Raw genomic sequence first — 19,256 nt, forward strand, 5'->3', positions numbered from 1 at the left:
ATTAAAATTTCTGTTAACGGGTAGATGCAAATTCAAAGCAAACATTATCATACTATTTGGGTAAAGGGTGACAGGTCTTCGATTGTTCAGATAATTGATCAGCGAAAACTGCCTTTTGAGTTTATCATTCGGGATTTGGAAAGCCCGGCAGATTGTTTTGGTGCTATCCGTGATATGGCGGTTCGCGGAGCACCACTTATTGGTGTAACGGCGGCCTTTGGAATGTACCTCGCTTTATTTCATCTGGAAGGGAAAAATCCGGAAGTTTTTCTTGCCGAAACAGCAGACTACCTGAAGTCTGCCCGGCCCACTGCAGTAAATCTGGCATTTGCCATCGATGAAATGTTGGAGTTTATGCTTCAAAATTTGAACGATGAAGCCATAATGCTAAAAACACTGGATAGGGCAAATGCATTGAAAGAACTTGAAATCGGTTTTAGTGAAAAAATTGGAGAATTCGGGCTGGAAATCATAGAGAAAATTTACCAGGAAAAGAGAGAGCCGGTAAATATTTTAACTCACTGTAACGCCGGCTGGCTGGCCTGTATCGATTGGGGAACAGCAACGGCTCCCATTTACAAAGCGCATCAGAAAGGTATTCCGCTACACGTGTGGGTGGATGAAACCCGGCCTCGCAACCAGGGAGCCAGGCTGACGGCTTTTGAGCTGGGAGAGGAGGGCGTTCCGCATACTGTGATTGCTGACAATACGGGCGGGCACCTGATGCAGCATGGAATGGTCGATGTGGTTATTGTTGGTAGCGACCGAACCACGGTTACGGGCGATGTAGCCAATAAAATAGGAACCTACCTCAAGGCACTTGCTGCAAAGGATAATGGTGTGCCTTTTTACGTAGCGCTTCCTTCTACTTCGTTTGATTGGAATATGGAAGATGGCGTGGCCGAAATTCCCATTGAGGAACGGGAGGCGGCTGAAGTAACTGATATTGAAGGCTGGAGCGGAGCAACCCATCAATCAGTCAGGTTGATTCCGGAGAACAGCCGGGCTGCCAATTACGGGTTCGATGTGACCCCTGCGCGACTGGTAACCGGTTTGATTACCGAACGTGGGATCTGCAAAGCGAATAAACAAGATATTTTGAACCTTTTTCCTGAAAAAAAGAAATGATAAAAATTGCAATTATAGGTGGAACGGGACTGGAAGATCCCGAGATCCTGAAAAATCCCCGGGAAACAGAAGTGGATACACCTTACGGAAAAACTTCCTCAGTGTTTAAAACCGGGCAAATTGAAAGTGTGGAAGTAGTTATTCTTTCGCGTCACGGAAGGGATCACGGTATTCCGCCTTCACAGGTAAACAACCGCGCCAACATTTGGGCTATCCGGGAGTTGGGGTGTACTCATATTTTGGCAACTACAGCCTGTGGCAGTCTGCGTGAAGAGATCAAAAGGGGAGATATGGTCATCCTCGATCAGTTTATTGATTTTACACGCCATCGTGAGGTCACTTTTTATGAAAAGTTCGAGAATAATGACCTTCAGCACACCCCTATGGCCGATCCGTTTGATAAAGAATTGCGGCAGAATCTTATTGAAGCTGCCGGTAGCCTTAATCTTTCTTTTCACCCCAGAGGCACCGTAATCTCTATCGAAGGACCACGTTTTTCCACACGTGCTGAGTCGAATATGTTCCGGTTGTGGGGCGCCGATGTGGTCAATATGTCGGTAGCACCCGAATGTATTCTGGCGAATGAACTCCGGATTCCGTATGCAGCAGTAGCGCTCAGCACGGACTACGACTGCTGGAAAACCGACGAGGAGCCGGTTACATGGGAAGAGGTTCTGCGGGTTTTTAACGGAAATGTGGAAAGTGTGATTAAACTGCTGAGAAAGACGATTTCCTCTTTTAAATAGTTTTTATTTCAATAAATGCTGTAAGACATTTTTGCTGAAGAGTGTTTGGCATATCATTTGCTACATAAATCCTGTTGTCTCAAGGTTATAGAGAAGTTAAAGTTGGAACCGTTCAGTTAGTACTATATAAATTCAGCCATCAAGCTTCGTTGGCTTTTTAATTCCCGGCGGCATCTTTTTTAAAGATGCCGCTTTTGTTTGTTCTTTTTGCAGGCCCTGTTATATCATGATATATGATTTCATCCGGCTTTTCTGTGGGGAAAATTTGCTACATTGCGTGGTGAAAATAAAAAAACCTAATTCGGGAAAATTATGGCAAGTGTTAGAAGTTTGAAAAAGGAAATTGACCTGTTGATGTCGCTGGTACTGAACGATTGTTTTTACATCGTGGAATACAATACGAAAGTAGATGCCGTAGCTGTTATGAAGATTGCTGAAGGAGTGATTGAAAAACACCGGGAGTTTCGTATCAGGGTTAACCATCCCGATGGAAAGGATGATCCCAAATTGGTAAAAAGGTACTTTAATGATTTGATCTCCGATGTGCTTTCTGCAGCTGATGAGGCATTCGAAAAACTTTCTGCAGAAGTAAAAAAGGTAGCCTGATTTATTTTTTTACCAGCTCAAATATTTTACTGGCTACTACTTTCCCTTTGTGGTAAGTAGTTAGTTCCCATTTACCCAGTTTGTCTTCAAGGGGGCCCCATACGCAATCGCCCAGATAAAAGCGGTAATCGTTGGTGCTTATAAATTGCTCGCCTTCAAACGGAGGCGCAACCTCTCCTTTTTCATTTTTAAATGGCGGATGTTCAATTTTAAAAGTGATGGTTTCTGCTTTCGCCTTTTTAATATGTAAAACGTATCCAAATTCAGTTCCGATTTCTGCTTCAATTTTGGTTGTAAAATCCTGTATTCGGGGAATATCCTTGCTTTCGCGGTCCCATTTTGAGTATTCCCCGTAGCTTATCATTTTAAATTCATATTTACGTTTGCGCTTTACCATCAGTATAAATATTTTCAAAGTATGTTTAAAAATATTTTTTTTGAGTGAGAATGTAGTAATTTTGCGACGAAATTTTTACAGGTGGTTTTTATCAGGGGAAATAGTAAACTTTTGTTTGTTTTTATCCTGCCGGTATATTTTTATATCGTTCAGAGTTCATTCCAAAACAAACATACGCATTTCTATCCCAACGGGATTGTAGTTACACATTCGCACCCTGTTGATACGGAAAACGGACACCCCATTAATGAGCACGATCACTGCAAAACAGAAATTTGCTTCTTCCATCAGTTAAATTTTGATTATTTTATATATACTCCTGAATTACAAGTTATTTCAGACAGGCCCTCCCTCCCGGTCAGTTTTATTCTTTTTGACGAGCTGAACTCTGACTTCAGCTTTGGGAGACAACCTGTTAACCGCGGCCCACCCTCAGTATTTAGCCATTCTTTTAACCAACTTGCATAATATTTGAAGCCTGAAAAGGGAAGTTTTCTTTTTTTATGTTTTTAAGAAGAGAAGTTGAATGGCAACATAAAATATCCCCAAAAATGGGGATTTCAGCAGAGGGGATTATCATCTACTTTTGCCCCTGACATTGATTCCAAAAAAACCAAAAAGGGTGGTTTGATACCGCTCATTACAGAAAAAATTAACATGAGATTATTAACCGTAGTTTATTTAACATCATTATTTTTTTATAGTCCATTTTTTGTTTATGCCGACGAACCGGAGAAAAAACCAAAGACCGATGCCATGCTTTTCGGGCATGTGGTTTCAGGCAAAGAACATGTTGCATTTGCAACCATTGTAGTGGAAGGAACCACCATTGCATCGGCTGCCGATGGCACGGGGCATTTTAAAATGACAAACTTGCCTGTGGGAAAGCAAACAGTAGTTATTTCCGCCATTGGTTACAAAACCCTGAAAAAGGAAGTGGAGCTCCGGGCAAATGAAAGTGTTACGCTTTATGCCCAACTTGAGACGGACAATATTGGTATTGAACAGGTTGTTGTTTCTGCCGACCGGAATGAGAAAAGCCGGACACATACCCCCACAATCGTAAACAGTATTAATCCGAAGCTGTTTCAACGGACGCAGAGCGTAACGCTGAGCGAAGGATTGAACTTTTCTCCGGGGTTACGGATGGAGAATAACTGTCAGAATTGTGGCTTTTCACAGGTTCGTATGAACGGGCTGGAAGGTCCCTATTCCCAGGTTCTTATCAATTCACGGCCAGTGTTTAGTGGGTTGGCCGGAGTTTATGGCCTCGAACTGATTCCGGCCAATATGATTGAACGCGTGGAGGTAATTCGCGGTGGCGGCTCTTCTATGTACGGAAGCAATGCCATTGCCGGAACCATTAACCTGATTACAAAAGATCCGATAGCCAACCGGTTTTCAGCTGCCATTTCGCAGGCATTCAGTGGTATGGGGCAGGATTATGAAGCTTCGAATGATTATAACATCGATTTAAATGGCTCGTTGGTGAGCGATGATTATAAAACCGGGTTGAGCCTTTTTGGGTTTCACCGGAAGCGCGATCCCCTGGATGCCAACGGCGATGGTTTTTCGGAAATGTCTTCCATTGAGAATGTTACCGTTGGTTCGCGTTTGTTTCAAAGGATTTCCGGCCGGGGGAAAATTACCCTGGATTACTTTCATATTAACGAGTCGAGAAGGGGAGGAAATAAATTCGATTTGCCCAAACATGAGGCGGATATTACAGAGAGCGTGATGCATCGGATTAACTCGGCTGCCGTTAACTTCGACTTGCTGTTGCGCGACTACGATAAATTTTCAGCATTTATTTCCATGCAGGATGTTAGCCGCGATTCGTATTACGGGGCAGAACAGGATTTGTCGGCTTATGGTGAAACCGGTGATCTGACCTATTCGGCCGGTATTCAGTATATCCGCCATCTGGATAACTTCCTTTTTTCGCCTGCCACCATTACCTCGGGGCTGGAATCGAACGGAAGTTCGCTAACCGATGAAAAGCTGGGATATTACGACCCTGATGAAGATAAACATTATGGTAATACATTGGTGGCAGATCAAAAAATGGCCACGCAGGCCGGTTTTATTCAGTCGGAATGGAAGATAGATAAGCTGGTTATAAGCACAGGGTTGCGGTTGGATCATTACACGATTGAAGATAAGGCAAATTCAACCAGTGATATAAAAGGAGATGTATTAAGTCCGCGGGTAAATTTGCTGTATGATGTAACCGGTTTTTTTAAGTTCAGGGCGGGGTTTGCCCGGGGATTCAGGGCTCCTCAGATTTTTGATGAAGACCTTCACATTGAAACGTCGGGCTCCCGGAAGGTGCTGCATAAAAATGATGAATCACTGAGGCAGGAGTCTTCCAACAGTTTTACGGCTTCTCTGGATTTTTCGAATAGTTCCGGCCCATGGCAGTACCAGCTTTTGGTAGAAGGTTTTTATACGCAGTTAATTAATCCGTTTGCCAATGAGTATGGTACGCCCGATGAAGACGGTGTGGTAATTTACACCCGTGTGAATGCCGAAAGCGGGGCAAAAGTTCACGGAGTTAACCTGGAACTGAATGCTTCGCCTTCTGACCGGCTGCAGTTTCAATCGGGTTTTACCTTTCAGAAAAGCACATTTGAAGAGCCGCAGGAATTTGGCGAAACCCGCTTTTTCAGAACACCTGACACTTACGGTTATTTAAGTATGAATTATAATCCTTACATGCTTTTTAATGTAGCCTTTACCTGCAATTATACCGGCCCCATGTTAGTCCCTTATTTCGGATCGCGTTTGGATAAGCCGGCAGAAGGGCAGTTGAACAAGTCTGATTCATTTTTCGACATCGGCGTGAAGCTGAGTTATGATATCAGGATAACAGAGAATGTGAAATTGCAGGTTAACGGGGGCGTAAAAAATCTGTTTGACAGTTTCCAGAATGATTTCGATACCGGGATTGACCGCGACCCCGCATATATATACGGGCCGCTTTCACCCCGGACAATTTATCTGGGATTAAAGATAGGGAACCTGTAATTGTTTAAAAAGAGGTTGTCAACTCAAAGGCAACCTCTTTTTATTTGCAACGGGACAAAAGATTTGTAATTTTACGCCGTTCACTAATATAGGTTAAAACTTCGGAAATGAATGAATTGGATGTCCAGAATAAGTTAAAAGCCCGGGATAAGAGAAACAACATTATTGTAATTGCCCTTTCGGTTATTCTTGTCGCTTTGGCTGTTTTATATTTTATGCAGAACAGGGAACACCGTTTGATAGTGAGTGAACTGAACGCAGAGAAAGATTCCATTCAATCGGAGTTGGGAGGCCTGGTAGTTCGGTATGATTCATTGCAAACCGAAAACGACACTATTAACGAACAGATATTGGTGGCACAAACCAAAGTAAAAGATTTGCTGCTGGAGATTGAACAGACTAAAAAAGTGAGTCTGGAGAAAATAAATTCATACCAGAAGCAGGTGACCACCCTTCGCGGTATTATGCGCGATTTTGTGGTGCAAATCGATTCGTTGAACCGCCGCAACCAGGAACTGCTGGCCGAGAATCTGGAAGTAAAAGAACAGTATAAGCAGATTGCCACCGAGAAAGAGCAGTTAAGCGTGGAGAAAAAAAGGTTGGAGAGAAACCTGGAACGTGCATCTGTACTTCAGGTACGCGATTTTGTTGTGGAGGCCCTGAACCGGCGCGACAAAGAAACACGTTTTGCTGACCGTGCGGAGCGAATACGCGTCTATTTTATTTTAAGCGAGAATGTTTCAGCAAAGCGGGGGTCGAAAGATATTTATGTACGTATAATGCGTCCGGATCAGCTTTTAATGAGCAAATCGGCCGACAATCTTTTCCGGTTTGAAGATTTAAAAGTACAATACTCTGCCATGCGTGAGGTGGTTTATGAAGGCCACGATCTCCCGGTAGCTATTTTCTGGGATAATTCCAACGAACCGGAACTGATGACAGGTGAATACACCGTCGACCTTTTTGCCGACGGGTACAACATTGCCACTACCACTTTTGAATTGAGGTAGTATCATGTCCTGTTTTTAGTCTGCGGAAAAAACACAAGTCTGAAAAGCCCGTTGTCCCTTCTTTGGTCTAAGCATGCATAAAGATAGGTTCGGTCACCTGGGCCAGCTCTTTTAACTGGTTCGTTTCCCGGGTTGTAATCGCACCAAAATCATTCATAAACTCCAGTGCTTTTAAAAACAGGGTATTTTTTCCCGGAGGAATGGCCGCGGTGACATTTCTCGACAAGGTATATTTCAACGCCATTTTCATTATTTCCTCGTCGAGCACAGGCCGGTACCATACATTTTTATAAATTTTTTGTTCATCGGGCTTCAGGCGGGTCAGCGCCATTGATTTCAGTGCCAGGATGCCCATGCCCCGTTTTTCTGCTTCGGCATATACCTGTGGTCCAAAGTTTCCGGCATTCCAGCAGGCAAAGTTGATGGGGAACAAAATGGAATCGAAATCGTAGTTCTCCATGGCCAGCATCGCGGCATCTACCGAGTGTGCCGAGAAACCAAGGTGTTTGATTTTCCCGTCTTTTTTTGCCTTTTCAAACACTTCCATGGCTCCGCCCGGTGCAAAAACCTGTTTTACATCTTCGACTGAACTCAACGCATGCAACTGATACAGTTCAAAATGATCGGTTTGCAGGTGCCGCAGCGAATTTTCCAGATCTTTCTGTGCCCCGTCGGCATCGCGCTGGTTGGTTTTGCAGGCCAGGAAACAATGGTTGCGGTAAGGTTTTAGCGCCGGCCCCAATCGCTCCTCTGCATTGCCGTAAGTAGGTGCCACATCGTAATAGTTAACCCCCAGTTCGTAAGCTTTGCTAACCAGTTCATTGGCAAACTCCTGAGGATTGTCATTCAGCATAATCCCGCCAAAGCCAATGATGGAAAGCTTCTCGCCTGTTTGACCAAGTACACGCCGTGGAATACGGTAGTCCGCCGGGAAGTTGCTTCCAAAATTTCGGATAGCCGGAATGGTTAACGCCAGCGTTCCCAATGCACTGTTTCTGATAAATTTCCTTCGTTTCATGCTTTTTTAGTTATTCGTGTCCCTGATATTTAAAAGAAACTTTGAGCTTGACCCGGTAATACTGTATTTTCCCTTCGTGCAGGTGCATGTCCATTTGGGTAACTTCAGCAATGCGCAAATCCCGCAGCGTTTCAGAAACGCGGGTAATGGCATTCTGGGCTGCTTTTTCCCATGATTCGGGACTGCTGCCCACAATTTCAATAATTTTATAAACACTGTCTGGCATAACTTTTTGTTTTTAAGGTTTAAAAAAAATATCGCCTTCTTGTACGATACTCCTGTGGTTTTGTTTGTCCTTCATAACAAAAATATTTACCCGGTACAGGCTGTTTCAGAAAGAAAACCTGTAGAATGGCGTGAAAGATAATTTCTGTGTGCAGGTGCGGTTAAGGCTTACGACAGTGTTGTCCTTTTTCCCTGAAATCCTTTTTCTGTTTTAACAACGGTGGCCTGTTCGGTATAAAAATCGTGTTCGAAAAACAGGATGTAATTGTTTTCGGCAGCCTGGTTTAAAAAGGTCTCTTTTTCTTCCATGGTTTTTACCGGGTAGAGGTCGTACGAAGCCATCCAGAGTAAAGGGATGTGGGCCAGGGTAGGAATGAGGTCGGATGTGTAAACAATGGTTTTGCCTTCAAAACGGATAAACGGGATCATTTGCCCCGGCGTGTGCCCATCGTAAAATCGTACTCCGATATCCGGAAAAAGCTCTCCTTCTTTTTCCACCAGCCTGAGTTTTCCGGAGTGAAAAAGAAAATCCAGCACTTCAGTATGGTAAGCGGCTTTTTCCCGCTGGTTGGATATTTTTGAATGCTCCCACTGGGTTTTACTGCACCAGTAATTGGCCTTGGGGAAAGCCGGTTTCAGTTTGCCGTTTTCATTTTTTACGCCCCCGGTGGCATGATCCCAATGCAGGTGCGTGAGAAAAACGTCGGTTATATCGGAGGGGGAATACCCGTTTTTTGCCAGTGAATCTTCAAGGTGGTTCCCCGGAATTACGCCGTTGTTTTTCAGGTGTTTTTCCGGATAGTGGTTTCCAATTCCCGTTTCAATCAAAATTTTTTGCGCGCCATTTTCTATTAACAGGCAGCGTAAAGCCAGCTTTGTAAAGTTGTTCTCGTCGGCGGGGTACACCTTGCTCCATAATACCTTGGGAATGGCTCCGAAAAGCGCGCCGCCATCGCAATGGAAACTTCCGGCTGAAACGGGAATGAGCTTCATATTTAAAAATTTTGAAAGATACCAGATAGTTCAAACCTTTTGTAAATCAATAAAATTCTGTGTAGAGCCTATCTGTTATCCTGTTATAACCAGGGGGCAAAAATAGAATTTTCAATCAGAAACAGATACCAGTTTTTGTTGAAAAGCGGTGTCAAGTGAAAAATCCATTACATGTTTAACTACGCCGGTGTAGTCCTGAACTCCCTTTTCCACGTTGTTTGTTTTCAGGTATACATCGTTCACTTTGGAAGCCGCACGATCTATCTTTTCATTTCGGAGTTCTGACCAGTGTTTCTGTATTTTTCGAAAATCGTCTTTCACCCTTTCATCCAGTTGCCCGACAATTTCAGGAAACTGTTCTAACCTTCTCCCGTGGTAAATAAAATACCGGAGAATGGCCAGGTTGGCTGAGTATTGCAGATGTTCCGACGGACTTTGGCTGCAAACCAGCCAGGAATAAAAGTTGGCCTCTGCCTCGCCGGTTATGCCGTATTGGTGTGCTTTTTCATGTGCCAGCACAAACGGGTATTCTACCGGCAGATTGAACCGGTTTACATGCACTTCATTAAAAAATGGTCCGAAATAACCCGAAATACCTGCCTGCGCAAAAAAGTGGCTGAATGTAATTTTTTTGGCGTTTTGCTTTCCTGAAAGAGTGTTCAGCTGCAGCGCCGGCGCCAGTTTTTCGTACGACTGTTCAATAAAGCGGGCCATTTCCTGTTCATCCATGTTATGGAAGGAGCACCAGCTTGCATTTGTTTTTTCAACAAGTTCAGTAAAAACAGAAACAAAAGCCTCTGTTTCGGCCTGTTGTTCTTTCATTGTCAGGCGGTTGTTTAAATCAGTGCGAAAGTAATTGAAACCCCAGAAAAGATAGAATGAAATATACACTGTGGCAAGTACATTTAACAGGATTTTTGCCGATTGGGAGAAGGAAATTTTCCGGAGAATGAGGAGGATTGTGCCAAAAATAAAAGAGAGGATCAGGAATATGTAGAACACATCATCCAGGGAGAAGGGAAGCCATTTGCTGAGAAAAGAGAGACAAGACGCCACAACGGGGTACAACATTTGGGAATAGTAACGTTCCACAAACTCCGGGTTATGAGCCCAAATTTGTGTCAATCCGAAAAACAGGAGTGCTGTAACCGGCAAAAACAACCATCTTTTTATGTTGAAATGTTTTGTTTTCATTACCCTTTTTCAAATCCGGAATGTCAGGATTCATGTGGTACAAAAAAACAGCTAATTTTTGAATATTCATAGCCTTACACTCTGGCAGGCCTTATTTGGCGGAAGGAAACAATGATGCAAATGCTTACTGGATGCCGGTATTTGGAGTAACATTCTTATTTTTGAAGCCTAAAGCAACCATGTATGCGAATTTCAGCAATTCTGATTTTTTTATTTTTGAGTTTTTCAATTTACGGACAAACCCGCAAAACCAGTGACTGGATAAATTTTGGAAGCAACCATGTGAGTAAATGGATACAGGTAGCGCCCGGTAAGATGGGGCCAAATGCATTGCCGGTGCCTGAAATGGATTACGCACAGGTACCAAACCGGTCGGGATTTGAAGCCGGTACCCATTTTAATGTAATGAAAGGAGACACTTCAATCTCTTCTTTCCTGGCATTTGACTGGGCCGTGGTGCCTGAAAAGGTGGCTGTGAAAATCTGGGGATTTCCTACGGAAACATTCCGGACAAACAATGAAGTGCGCGATGACCGGCAAATTTACTACGACGATACGGGTTGGATGACCGGCGGGGGTGATATTTGGATTAGCACATTCATACAAATTATAAAAGACAGGAATAAGTGGCCCGATGTAGTTTTGAACTATTCGCTGAAAACAACCACCGGCTCCATCCTGCATGCCCGTTATACAGACGCACCTGTACACTATTTTTATGCGGCTTTTGGAAAAAGCTTTTTCCCTGAAAACCACTTTCTGAGTGAAGTACGAGTTGCCGGAATGGGTGGGTTTTATATCTGGCAAACCAATAAAGTGGAAATGGCACAGGATGAGGGACCGCTTTTTGAAGCCGGGGTAAAAATCAGGCATAAAACCATTTCGTTAATGAATGAAATGGGGGGATATTGGGGATATGGTGCCTACGATTTTCTGGGGGTGAAAAGTTTTGCCGCACCTATTGTTTACAGGGCGAAATTATTGAAAGAAGGAGAACGTTTCGACTGGAAACTGGAATACAGGACCGGTTGGAAAGATTATAAATACACCACCTTTATTTTCGGGGTTGCCTACCGTTTCAACGTAAACTGAACCAATGGGTTCGGTTCAGTTTTTAGCATGACGATTCGTATCTTCTGCCACAATTTTTTTATACTTGTACTTCATTCATGTTACAAATAAAACGTATGGCTCAATTATGGCATTCGGTAGTGCTGGTTTACCTGTTTTCAACAGCATTTGCTTTAAAGGCGGAGGAACCTGAAAAGCAGGTGATGGAAATTCATCAAAAAGCATGGACCGTAGACACACATTGCGACACGCCAATGGCGTTGCTGAACCAGGAATTTGATATAGGCAAACGGAATGAACCTCCCAAAAGCCGGGTCGATTTTGTGCGGATGAAGGAAGGGGGACTCGATGCCATATTTTTTGCGGCATTTACCGGTCAGCGGGAGCGCACGCCGGAGAATACGGAGGCGGCCTGGAAAAAGGCGCACCAAATGATTGACGCCACATACGAGGTTTGCCAAAAATATGGCGAACTGGCTGAAGTAGCCACATCCTCTGCCGATGCGGCACGTATTGAAGCCACAGGAAAAAGGGCTGTGTACATCGGACTGGAAAATGGATTTCCTTTGGGTACGGACCTTTCGCGGGTGAAAGCGTTTTACGATCGCGGGGTAAGGTACATTACGCTTTGCCATTCGCAAAACAATGATATCTGCGATTCTTCTACCGACCGTAAAGGACCTGAACATAACGGATTGAGCCCTTTCGGGAAGAAGGTTGTAAAAGAGATGAATCAACGGGGAATGCTCATCGATGTGTCGCATATTTCCGATAAATCGTTTTTCGATGTGGTGAAGCTGAGTAAAGCGCCTGTTATTGCCTCCCACTCCAGTGTGCGTGCCATTGCCCGTCATCCGCGGAACTTGTCAGATGATATGATACGGGCGTTGGCGGAAAACGGCGGAGTGATCCAAATTTGTTTGCTCGACGATTATGTGAAAGATCCGGATTCCACCACCGTGCATTTTCAAAAAATGAAGGAGCTGCTGGAAATATATGATACCCGGTTTGAATCGATGAACGAAGAGGAAAAGCAGGCTTTCCGGGAACTTTGGTGGGAAACCGACCGGAAATACCAGAAAAAACTTCCCACCGTAAAAGATTTGGTTGACCACATTGACCATGTAAAAAAACTGGTGGGTATCGATTTTGTGGGCATCGGGAGCGACTTCGACGGGGGTGGCGGGCTGGCCGATTGTCAGGATGTGAGCCAGTTCCCCAACATTACACGCGAAATGCTGCAACGCGGCTATACCGAAGAAGAAATTGTAAAAGTGTGGGGCGGCAATTTTCTCCGGGCGTTTCAAAAGGCAGAAGAGCTGGCAGCACACTGACAAGGAAACCGGAAGAGAAGGTAGTCCCTGTGCTAACGGGCCCTCCATCCCGGAGCAAATTTGTAGGGTATCCGTCCGCATAAATAATTTTGTTTTTGAAAAGCAGGACATGGCTACAGGCCCTCACCGGCGGGGAACCAGAGAAGAATGGGTCACGTTGAAAATCCGGTGGAGTAAAAAAGTAATCACGCTTAACCTTCAATATTCATTTAACTTTTTTTCTACCTTAAAATTCTCCCAAAACTAACTTTGAAGGTGTGATCAGATCTCACGAAACAATGTGAGTTCAATGTAAGAAACTTTACCTGCAAAACCCTATTCATAACAACAGACTGGTTATCCACTTGTTTGGGGCTTTGCCCCAATCCCCACTTCATTTTTCTCCTTAGGATGAGAAAAACGAAGAAAAAAGAATCATGTCAAAATTAACCTTTGCGTTTTTTCAATATAGCGAACTGGCTCGACTGACGGAATTTTGACACAGCCCGCATCAGGTATAGCTCACTTATAAATCAAAGTCAGGAATTGATAGAATAGGCCGGTTCACATATAAACATTTATGGCTAACACATCGGAGTGATGGCCTCGGTCGGTGAGCCGGAAAACAAGTGAAGACGGCGTTAAAAAATTACTGTTGTTTGAGGAGGTACGACGAGTTTCAGTAATTTTAGCCGGCAACACGTAGTTTTTCCGAGTGAAGCGAACGCAGCCTTGACTTTTCTGTTTACTATTTGCGTCAAGGCAAAGAGTAAAATCGGCCTGATAAGGCATAAAAATATGGATGGAAAATGTATCTGAAAACAGATTACTCCACCGGATTTTTCGGGTGAGCCAGAAGAATCTCATGGCATCCGGTATTTTCTTTCGTATCAAAAAAATAAAAACTTATTCCTGTAAAGCTTTGAAAATTAATCAGGTTTTTCTATTTTAGGTTCCGTTAAGCAACGTAAAATTTTCTCAAAACACAACCGATTATCAAAATGTATTAAAACCAAAAACAATGAAGGCCCTCAGCTTATATAATCCTGTCGCAAATACTGAAACCGGAGAAAGCGGAATATCCGCAGCAGTTGAAAAAGTATAAAAGAAAACAGGCCGCCTGCGCCGTGGAAAGCTTACAGGCAGCCATTGATTTAATAATTATATGTATAACCATTAAAACTTTCCAAAGATGGGAAAAATGACAGAATCTAAAAAACGCGATTTTGTATCGCAACTGGTTGTGATTATGGAACAAAATGAGCAGTTGCTCACCGACAAGGGATTTAACCCTCAGGAAAAGATTGCAGCCCTGAAGCAGGAAATGACTGACGCTGATGCGGCCGAAGCGCGGCAACGCGAAGCGGCGGCGGCAGCCAAAGATGCTACCCGGACTGCGCAGCAAACGCTGGATGTGGCCTACACCAATGCATCGGCCACAGTCGACCTGATTACCGGGTTGCTGGGCAAAAAAGACAATCTTGTGCTCGAAATCAAAAAACTACGGAACACCGAACGAAGACCACGATCTCCGCGGGAAGCTTCTGAGTAAGCGTACAAAAAACCGGATACTGAAAATCAGTATCCGGTTTTTTGTTGGTTATACTTTCTCCCGGTCAACCTGTTACCCTACGCAAATACAGGGGGACCTGGCTATTTCCCCGGGGGGATATGGGCCGGAACACAGGGGATTTCCTTTCGTCCCTTGTGCCTTGCCCCGGGTCACAAAGGGAAAAGCCTTTTCCCCTTGTGACTTTCTTTGGGTACTTTGGGGATTTTCCTGTGTGTCGAAGGGAAATTCCTGCGTACACGGGGGATGGCTTTAAGTACCTAAGGGAAATGAATAAGTACTCGGAGGATAATGCTGCTCCCCAATATATAAAATTGGCAAAAGGCTTGTGAATAAAGGGATACAGGAGGTTTTGGGGGACGTGATGCTTTTCAATCACTATGCTGGCACAAATTTGTACCTTGCCATTTCAGGCAAATAATTTTGTTTTTGCAGAGTAAGAAAAGAGTGGTAGGATCATGTAGGTAAGGATATGCGGAGAAATAAGATTCATAAAGCCTCAAAACCAATGGCCTTTAGGTAATTAAAAGTGTCGTTATAAAATTCGGGTAATCTAGTTGGATCTTTCTTGTCACCTGTAGGTATAACAATAACCATACCTTGCCTGGCCCTTGTAAGTAATACCCGATAGGCATTTTTTAGATATAATTTTCTTTCTGTCTTATTAATGTTTTGCCATTTCTTCCCTTTAAAAGATTTATAAACCCAACCTTCAGGGCTAAAACGAAAATCGCCATCCCATGCAACACAAGCCCAGTCAAGTTCTAAGCCTTGAATATGAAATTCTGTTGCAACATCTTCTAAATAATACGAAGAACGTATATCGTCCTTTCCATCTAAAAACCAATGAATAGGATCAATAGGTGATTTTACATCAATAGCATAAGGTTTTAATCTTTGAGCCTGAGATGAAACCACAATTCCATATCTTTCAGTGCCACGTGCTTTGTTTTTCAACCATTCCTTTGCTTTGGAAAAATCTCTTGTAACAACAATTGGATATTTTGATTTTAACTCAAGTAAGGTAGATTTCGCATCATCAATATTTAAATCCAGAATTTGTTTAACCAATAATGAAACATTTTCAGCACGAAAAGAACGCATTGAAACAGCTAAATGTAAATATTCAGAGTGTATTACATGATTTCTGTAACGAATTTTGTGAAGTATTTCTTCTGCATTATATTCACTATCCGTTAAGCGGTTCGATATATAAATTTTCCAATCTGGAAATTTACGTTCAAGTCCCAAGAGCCATTCGCTAATACCAGCTTCTCCTGTGTTTATTTCTTGTCCTCCGCCAACCAAACAAACAACAACTGCCCAGTCAGGATGACGATCAAGGCAAGAAACTAAAAATTCAGGCTCCGACATATTAAAGTCATGAATACCTTTTTTTTGTCTCATGAAATTTGTTGTTTGCTCAAATGTCCAAGCACGTTGCGCTTCATCAAATAATACAACATGTTCAATAGGAGCTCCTTTATCTCGTATCCCCTCGTCTCTAAAGTGATGAACATTTTGTATAAAAGCTTGAACCTGACTCTTTGCTTCCTTTTTTGTAAGCTTTTCACCCCTTTCTTTAGCTCGCTTCACTTTATCGCGTGCTAAAGCTTCCTGTAATATTTTCACTAAAGGGCCATTACCAGAGAGGAATACACTATACAATTCACTTTCCTTATCGAAATGTTTCGTTGCTATATTCAATCCTACTAATGTTTTTCCTGCACCAGGAACGCCTGTAACAAAACAAATTGCTTTTTCTGATTTGTCCCTAGATTTTTTAATGATTGTTGAAAGTTCATCAGAAGTTTGACTCAGATTAATTGCACTTGCATCGCTTCTTGAAATATCTGCAACGGAATGTTGATTGTAAAGAGCCATAGCAGCTTCAATAATGGTAGGTGTTGGCTGATAGCGACCTTTTTCCCACTCACTCGTATTGATTTGTGAATGCCCATCTAGAAATCTTAGAGCAGTTGAAAGAATTGAAGGCAACGTTTGAGAATTGCTTCTAATTGGATTAAATAGATTATCATCATTTTGAAAAATAGATAATAAAATATCAGAAGATTTTGCATCCGTCGCAATAAGAATTGGAATTATAATTTTATCGTGGCTGGTTTCGTGGAAGTTTTTTAAGTCTAGAGCATAATCCCAAACTTGGTCAATGGCATGCGAATGGTATTCCTTCTCTCCGACCTTAAATTCAATAATGAAAATAATTGATTCAATAATTAGTAGGACATCAATCCTTTTTCCTATTCGTGGAATAGCATATTCAAAATAAATGGAACCATTTAATTCAGATAGAATTTGTTGCAAAAAAATAATTTGATATTTCCAAGCATTTTTTTGAGTTTGCTCGGTAGAATATTCATTGTTGTCTACAAGAGTACCAAGTATTTCTGAATAAGATGATTCATTAAAACTTTTGATTGTGTTATTGTAAAAAGCTCTTTTCATTTATTTATTGTTCAAAAGTCAACCATAAAGCTAACAGAAAATGAACATAAAATAATGACAGTTTCATTTTTTTTCTTTTAGTCCAATAAATTCGCACCAGTCATGATCCAGTTCAGGATTGTAATTTGGAAACTGAGGTTTTGGTAACCCAAAATCTAGGGGATTGAACCACAACTGATCAATTAATTGAAGTTTGAACCATTTTTTAAACGTTTTTAAATCCCAGTTATTTGGGTTTTTAATTATGGATTCCTTATATAACTTATAATTGGCCGCATCACGATAAAGGTATTTAATAATAAATATGTGCTTTTTCATGAAGCAAAGAAAAGCAATAGAAGAATGTGTATCAACGGACGATAAGTAACATTCTAAAAAACCTCCGCACCAGCATTTCCGGCTTGGTGTTCCTGCCCTTTATGCGGCTCATATTAAACGAGCGGGTTGCTTTGTTATGCACGTCGGCCATCGTAATGTAAAGTTACCAGCGTAAAGGTAGGAAAAAGCGGGCAGTGATTAACGGGCAGTTTACAGTTCCGGTTTTCAGCTAGAAATGAAATTAAAGCAGGACAACAGCCGGTTGCCGGAAACCTGAAGCTGGTAAGTAGTTGTAAGGGAGTAAAATAAATGTTTGGTGTCCGTTTCTTTTTGGGTTATACTTCAAAACTTATTTCGTAAATTGTATCAGAAAACCGAAAATCCTGTGCAATGAAAAATCTGGTGCTGATTGCAACATTTTTTATGTTAGCCACAACCCTCTTCGGACAAACAGAAAAACCCGATTCAATTTTTACAAAAAACGGGAAGGTACTCACGGGAAAAGTGAAGGAAATAGGAACCTCGGAGGTGAAGTATATTCAACCACAAATGAATACAGATGTGGTTTATGCCATTGATAAAAATGAAGTTGACCGGATTGTTTTTGCCAACGGGCAGGTACAGAAATTTGACACGGAGTGGGGAACCATCGAGGAAAACTCGGCGGAACTTTTTCAGATTCAAAAAAAAAATGCGCTGAAAATTGATTTTTTGTCCATTGCGGCCAACACCCTGACTGTAACGTATGAGCGATGCTTAAAGCCGGGAAGATCGGTTGAGTTTTCGGGCGGAATAATCGGAATTGGAGTCGCACTGGAGGAGGAAAATGCATCCGGGGTTCTTTTCAGGGGAGGCTACAAATTTGCCAAAAACCCTGATTTTTACCTGAGGGAGATGCGCTATTCCCACATATTAAAAGGAGCTTACGTAAAGCTTGAATTCGATTTTGCCAGTTATGCGGTAACCGGTCAGCAAGCTTTTTTTGATGAAGAAAAAAGATATAACAATACCAAGTGGGCATTGCTCATGGTGCCCGGCAAGCAGTGGGTTTTCGACGACAGTTTTCTGATAGATATCTATTGCGGAATTGGTCTGGGAGACAACAGTCTCGAAGATTTGGATTTAACTTATCCTTATGGGTTTGCTACCCTGGGCGAAAATTTTCCACTGGCTTTTTCATTTGGGGTCCGAATGGGACTTCTCCTAAAATAAGTTCCCGGATGCTGACAGTAAGAAACTGTTTAAATTTTATTCCACGGCACTATATTGTTTTGATTTTCAGCTTTTACCCCAATCCCTGAAGGGTGTGCTGAAAATCAGTTTACTCCCTTTAGGGTCGGGGTTAAAAAAATTGATTTTCAATCTCATAATTTGTGCGATAAAACACATTTTATTTAGTATTATGTTTTTACGATTTTTAAACAGTTTCTAATATTGTTAACATATTTTATTGGTTGAAACAATAATTAGATGAAATCCCGGGCTCTTTTATGATAATTAACGCTTTCTTCGTTTGTTTTTAACATCTCTTAAATAGTTGCTTTTCAGAGAGTATCTAATTTAGTATTGATATTTTTATTCAGGTACTAAATTGACTAAGTTATGAACCCAAAATTGAATTTTCTGGTTGTTGTTTTGTTGTTGAGTTTTTGTACGGCCTTTTCGCAGGAAACATTAAAAGTAGGGCATGTAAATATTCCTGAGCTGGTACAACAAATGCCCGAAACCGATAGTATTCAGGCAGTATTGAATAAAGAAGCGAAAGAGATGGAAGCCATGTATTCCGAAATGTTGGGAGAGCACGAAAAGAATGTGCAAAAGTTTGAAAATGAAAGTAGTTCGTATTCTGAATTTGTACGAAAAACAAAAGAAGCGGAACTGATGGAATCTGCCGGTAAAATTCAGCAATTTCATCAAAATGCCACACAACAGTTACAAAAGCGGAATGTGGAACTTTTGCAGCCGGTTTACCAAAAAATAAATGAGGCCATCTCACAGGTGGCGGGCCGGGATAATTTCACGTACATTTTAGACCTGGGCAACGGGGCTGTTGTATTTCATGCCGAACATAGTCAGGATTTAAATCCTTTGGTTTTGGCTGAAATAAAAAAACAGTAATGCAACTGTCTTACTATTAACCGACTTTAGTCGGTTAATAGTAATAAATAATAGAG

The 19,256-nt window shown here is 42.1% G+C and carries 17 protein-coding genes; 10 read left to right on the forward strand and 7 right to left on the reverse strand.

Annotation, left to right across the window (positions count from 1 at the left end):
- Positions 1-24 precede the first annotated feature (24 nt).
- The 3 genes from mtnA to D1164_RS20195 all read left to right on the forward strand — a co-directional run bounded on the left by mtnA (position 25) and on the right by D1164_RS20195 (position 2,480).
- On the forward strand, positions 25-1,128 hold the full coding sequence (mtnA, locus tag D1164_RS20185; protein WP_119351718.1) for an S-methyl-5-thioribose-1-phosphate isomerase: 1,104 nt from the start codon (positions 25-27) through the stop codon (positions 1,126-1,128).
- Positions 1,125-1,874, forward strand: a complete 750-nt coding sequence (mtnP, locus tag D1164_RS20190) for an S-methyl-5'-thioadenosine phosphorylase (protein ID WP_172594553.1) — start codon at positions 1,125-1,127, stop codon at positions 1,872-1,874. The genes mtnA and mtnP overlap by 4 nt, the downstream gene beginning before the upstream one ends.
- A 312-nt stretch (positions 1,875-2,186) precedes the next feature.
- Positions 2,187-2,480, forward strand: a complete 294-nt coding sequence (locus D1164_RS20195) for a hypothetical protein (protein WP_147372244.1) — start codon at positions 2,187-2,189, stop codon at positions 2,478-2,480.
- Between the two features lies 1 nt (position 2,481).
- Here D1164_RS20195 and D1164_RS20200 read toward each other — a convergent pair whose 3' ends face one another.
- A complete protein-coding gene (locus D1164_RS20200; RefSeq protein WP_119351720.1) occupies positions 2,482-2,877 on the reverse strand; it encodes a DUF3859 domain-containing protein in 396 nt (131 codons plus the stop codon).
- 657 nt (positions 2,878-3,534) lie between these two features.
- Here D1164_RS20200 and D1164_RS20210 point away from each other — a divergent pair.
- Positions 3,535-5,904 carry a TonB-dependent receptor gene (locus tag D1164_RS20210; RefSeq protein WP_119351771.1) on the forward strand — a complete coding sequence of 790 codons (2,370 nt, stop codon included), beginning with the start codon at positions 3,535-3,537 and terminating at the stop codon, positions 5,902-5,904.
- Positions 5,905-6,011: 107 nt separating this feature from the next.
- On the forward strand, positions 6,012-6,914 hold the full coding sequence (locus D1164_RS20215; protein ID WP_119351722.1) for a hypothetical protein: 903 nt from the start codon (positions 6,012-6,014) through the stop codon (positions 6,912-6,914).
- A 67-nt stretch (positions 6,915-6,981) separates the two neighbouring features.
- Here D1164_RS20215 and D1164_RS20220 read toward each other — a convergent pair whose 3' ends face one another.
- The 4 genes from D1164_RS20220 to D1164_RS20235 all read right to left on the reverse strand — a co-directional run bounded on the left by D1164_RS20220 (position 6,982) and on the right by D1164_RS20235 (position 10,344).
- Positions 6,982-7,932, reverse strand: coding sequence for an aldo/keto reductase (locus D1164_RS20220; protein WP_119351723.1), 951 nt, complete (start codon positions 7,930-7,932; stop codon positions 6,982-6,984).
- 10 nt (positions 7,933-7,942) lie between these two features.
- Positions 7,943-8,158 (reverse strand): dodecin, encoded by a 216-nt coding sequence (locus tag D1164_RS20225; protein ID WP_119351724.1) that lies wholly within the window; start codon positions 8,156-8,158, stop codon positions 7,943-7,945.
- 167 nt (positions 8,159-8,325) lie between these two features.
- Complete coding sequence (locus D1164_RS20230; RefSeq protein WP_119351725.1) at positions 8,326-9,150, reverse strand: MBL fold metallo-hydrolase; 825 nt, start codon at positions 9,148-9,150, stop codon at positions 8,326-8,328.
- Positions 9,151-9,261: 111 nt separating this feature from the next.
- Positions 9,262-10,344 (reverse strand): DUF3810 domain-containing protein, encoded by a 1,083-nt coding sequence (locus D1164_RS20235; protein WP_119351726.1) that lies wholly within the window; start codon positions 10,342-10,344, stop codon positions 9,262-9,264.
- Between the two features lie 183 nt (positions 10,345-10,527).
- Here D1164_RS20235 and D1164_RS20240 point away from each other — a divergent pair, with 183 nt between their 5' ends.
- From D1164_RS20240 to D1164_RS20255, 3 genes are all read left to right on the forward strand, one after another.
- A complete protein-coding gene (locus tag D1164_RS20240) occupies positions 10,528-11,436 on the forward strand; it encodes a hypothetical protein (RefSeq protein ID WP_119351727.1) in 909 nt (302 codons plus the stop codon).
- Positions 11,437-11,531: 95 nt separating this feature from the next.
- A complete protein-coding gene (locus D1164_RS20245) occupies positions 11,532-12,749 on the forward strand; it encodes a dipeptidase (RefSeq protein ID WP_172594554.1) in 1,218 nt (405 codons plus the stop codon).
- Between the two features lie 1,171 nt (positions 12,750-13,920).
- Entirely contained in the window at positions 13,921-14,280 is a 360-nt protein-coding gene (locus D1164_RS20255; protein ID WP_119351730.1) for a hypothetical protein, read from the forward strand.
- A gap of 507 nt (positions 14,281-14,787) precedes the next feature.
- On the opposite strand, the gene D1164_RS20265 is transcribed toward D1164_RS20255, so the two are convergent.
- Both D1164_RS20265 and D1164_RS24135 read right to left on the reverse strand, forming a co-directional pair.
- The gene (locus D1164_RS20265) at positions 14,788-16,764 is read right to left on the reverse strand and encodes a DUF2075 domain-containing protein (RefSeq protein WP_119351732.1); all 1,977 of its coding nucleotides are present in this window, start codon (positions 16,762-16,764) and stop codon (positions 14,788-14,790) included.
- 349 nt (positions 16,765-17,113) lie between these two features.
- Positions 17,114-17,233: a hypothetical protein gene (locus tag D1164_RS24135; RefSeq protein WP_262707175.1), complete on the reverse strand. Its 120-nt coding sequence runs from the start codon at positions 17,231-17,233 to the stop codon at positions 17,114-17,116.
- Positions 17,234-17,472: 239 nt separating this feature from the next.
- On the opposite strand from D1164_RS24135, the gene D1164_RS20280 reads away from it, so the two are divergent.
- Entirely contained in the window at positions 17,473-18,294 is an 822-nt protein-coding gene (locus D1164_RS20280; protein WP_119351734.1) for a hypothetical protein, read from the forward strand.
- Positions 18,295-18,684: 390 nt separating this feature from the next.
- The gene (locus D1164_RS20285; protein ID WP_119351735.1) at positions 18,685-19,200 is read left to right on the forward strand and encodes an OmpH family outer membrane protein; all 516 of its coding nucleotides are present in this window, start codon (positions 18,685-18,687) and stop codon (positions 19,198-19,200) included.
- The last annotated feature ends 56 nt before the right edge of the window (positions 19,201-19,256 follow it).

The organism is Mariniphaga sediminis (genome assembly GCF_003573545.1).
GTDB classification, from domain to species: domain Bacteria; phylum Bacteroidota; class Bacteroidia; order Bacteroidales; family Prolixibacteraceae; genus Mariniphaga; species Mariniphaga sediminis.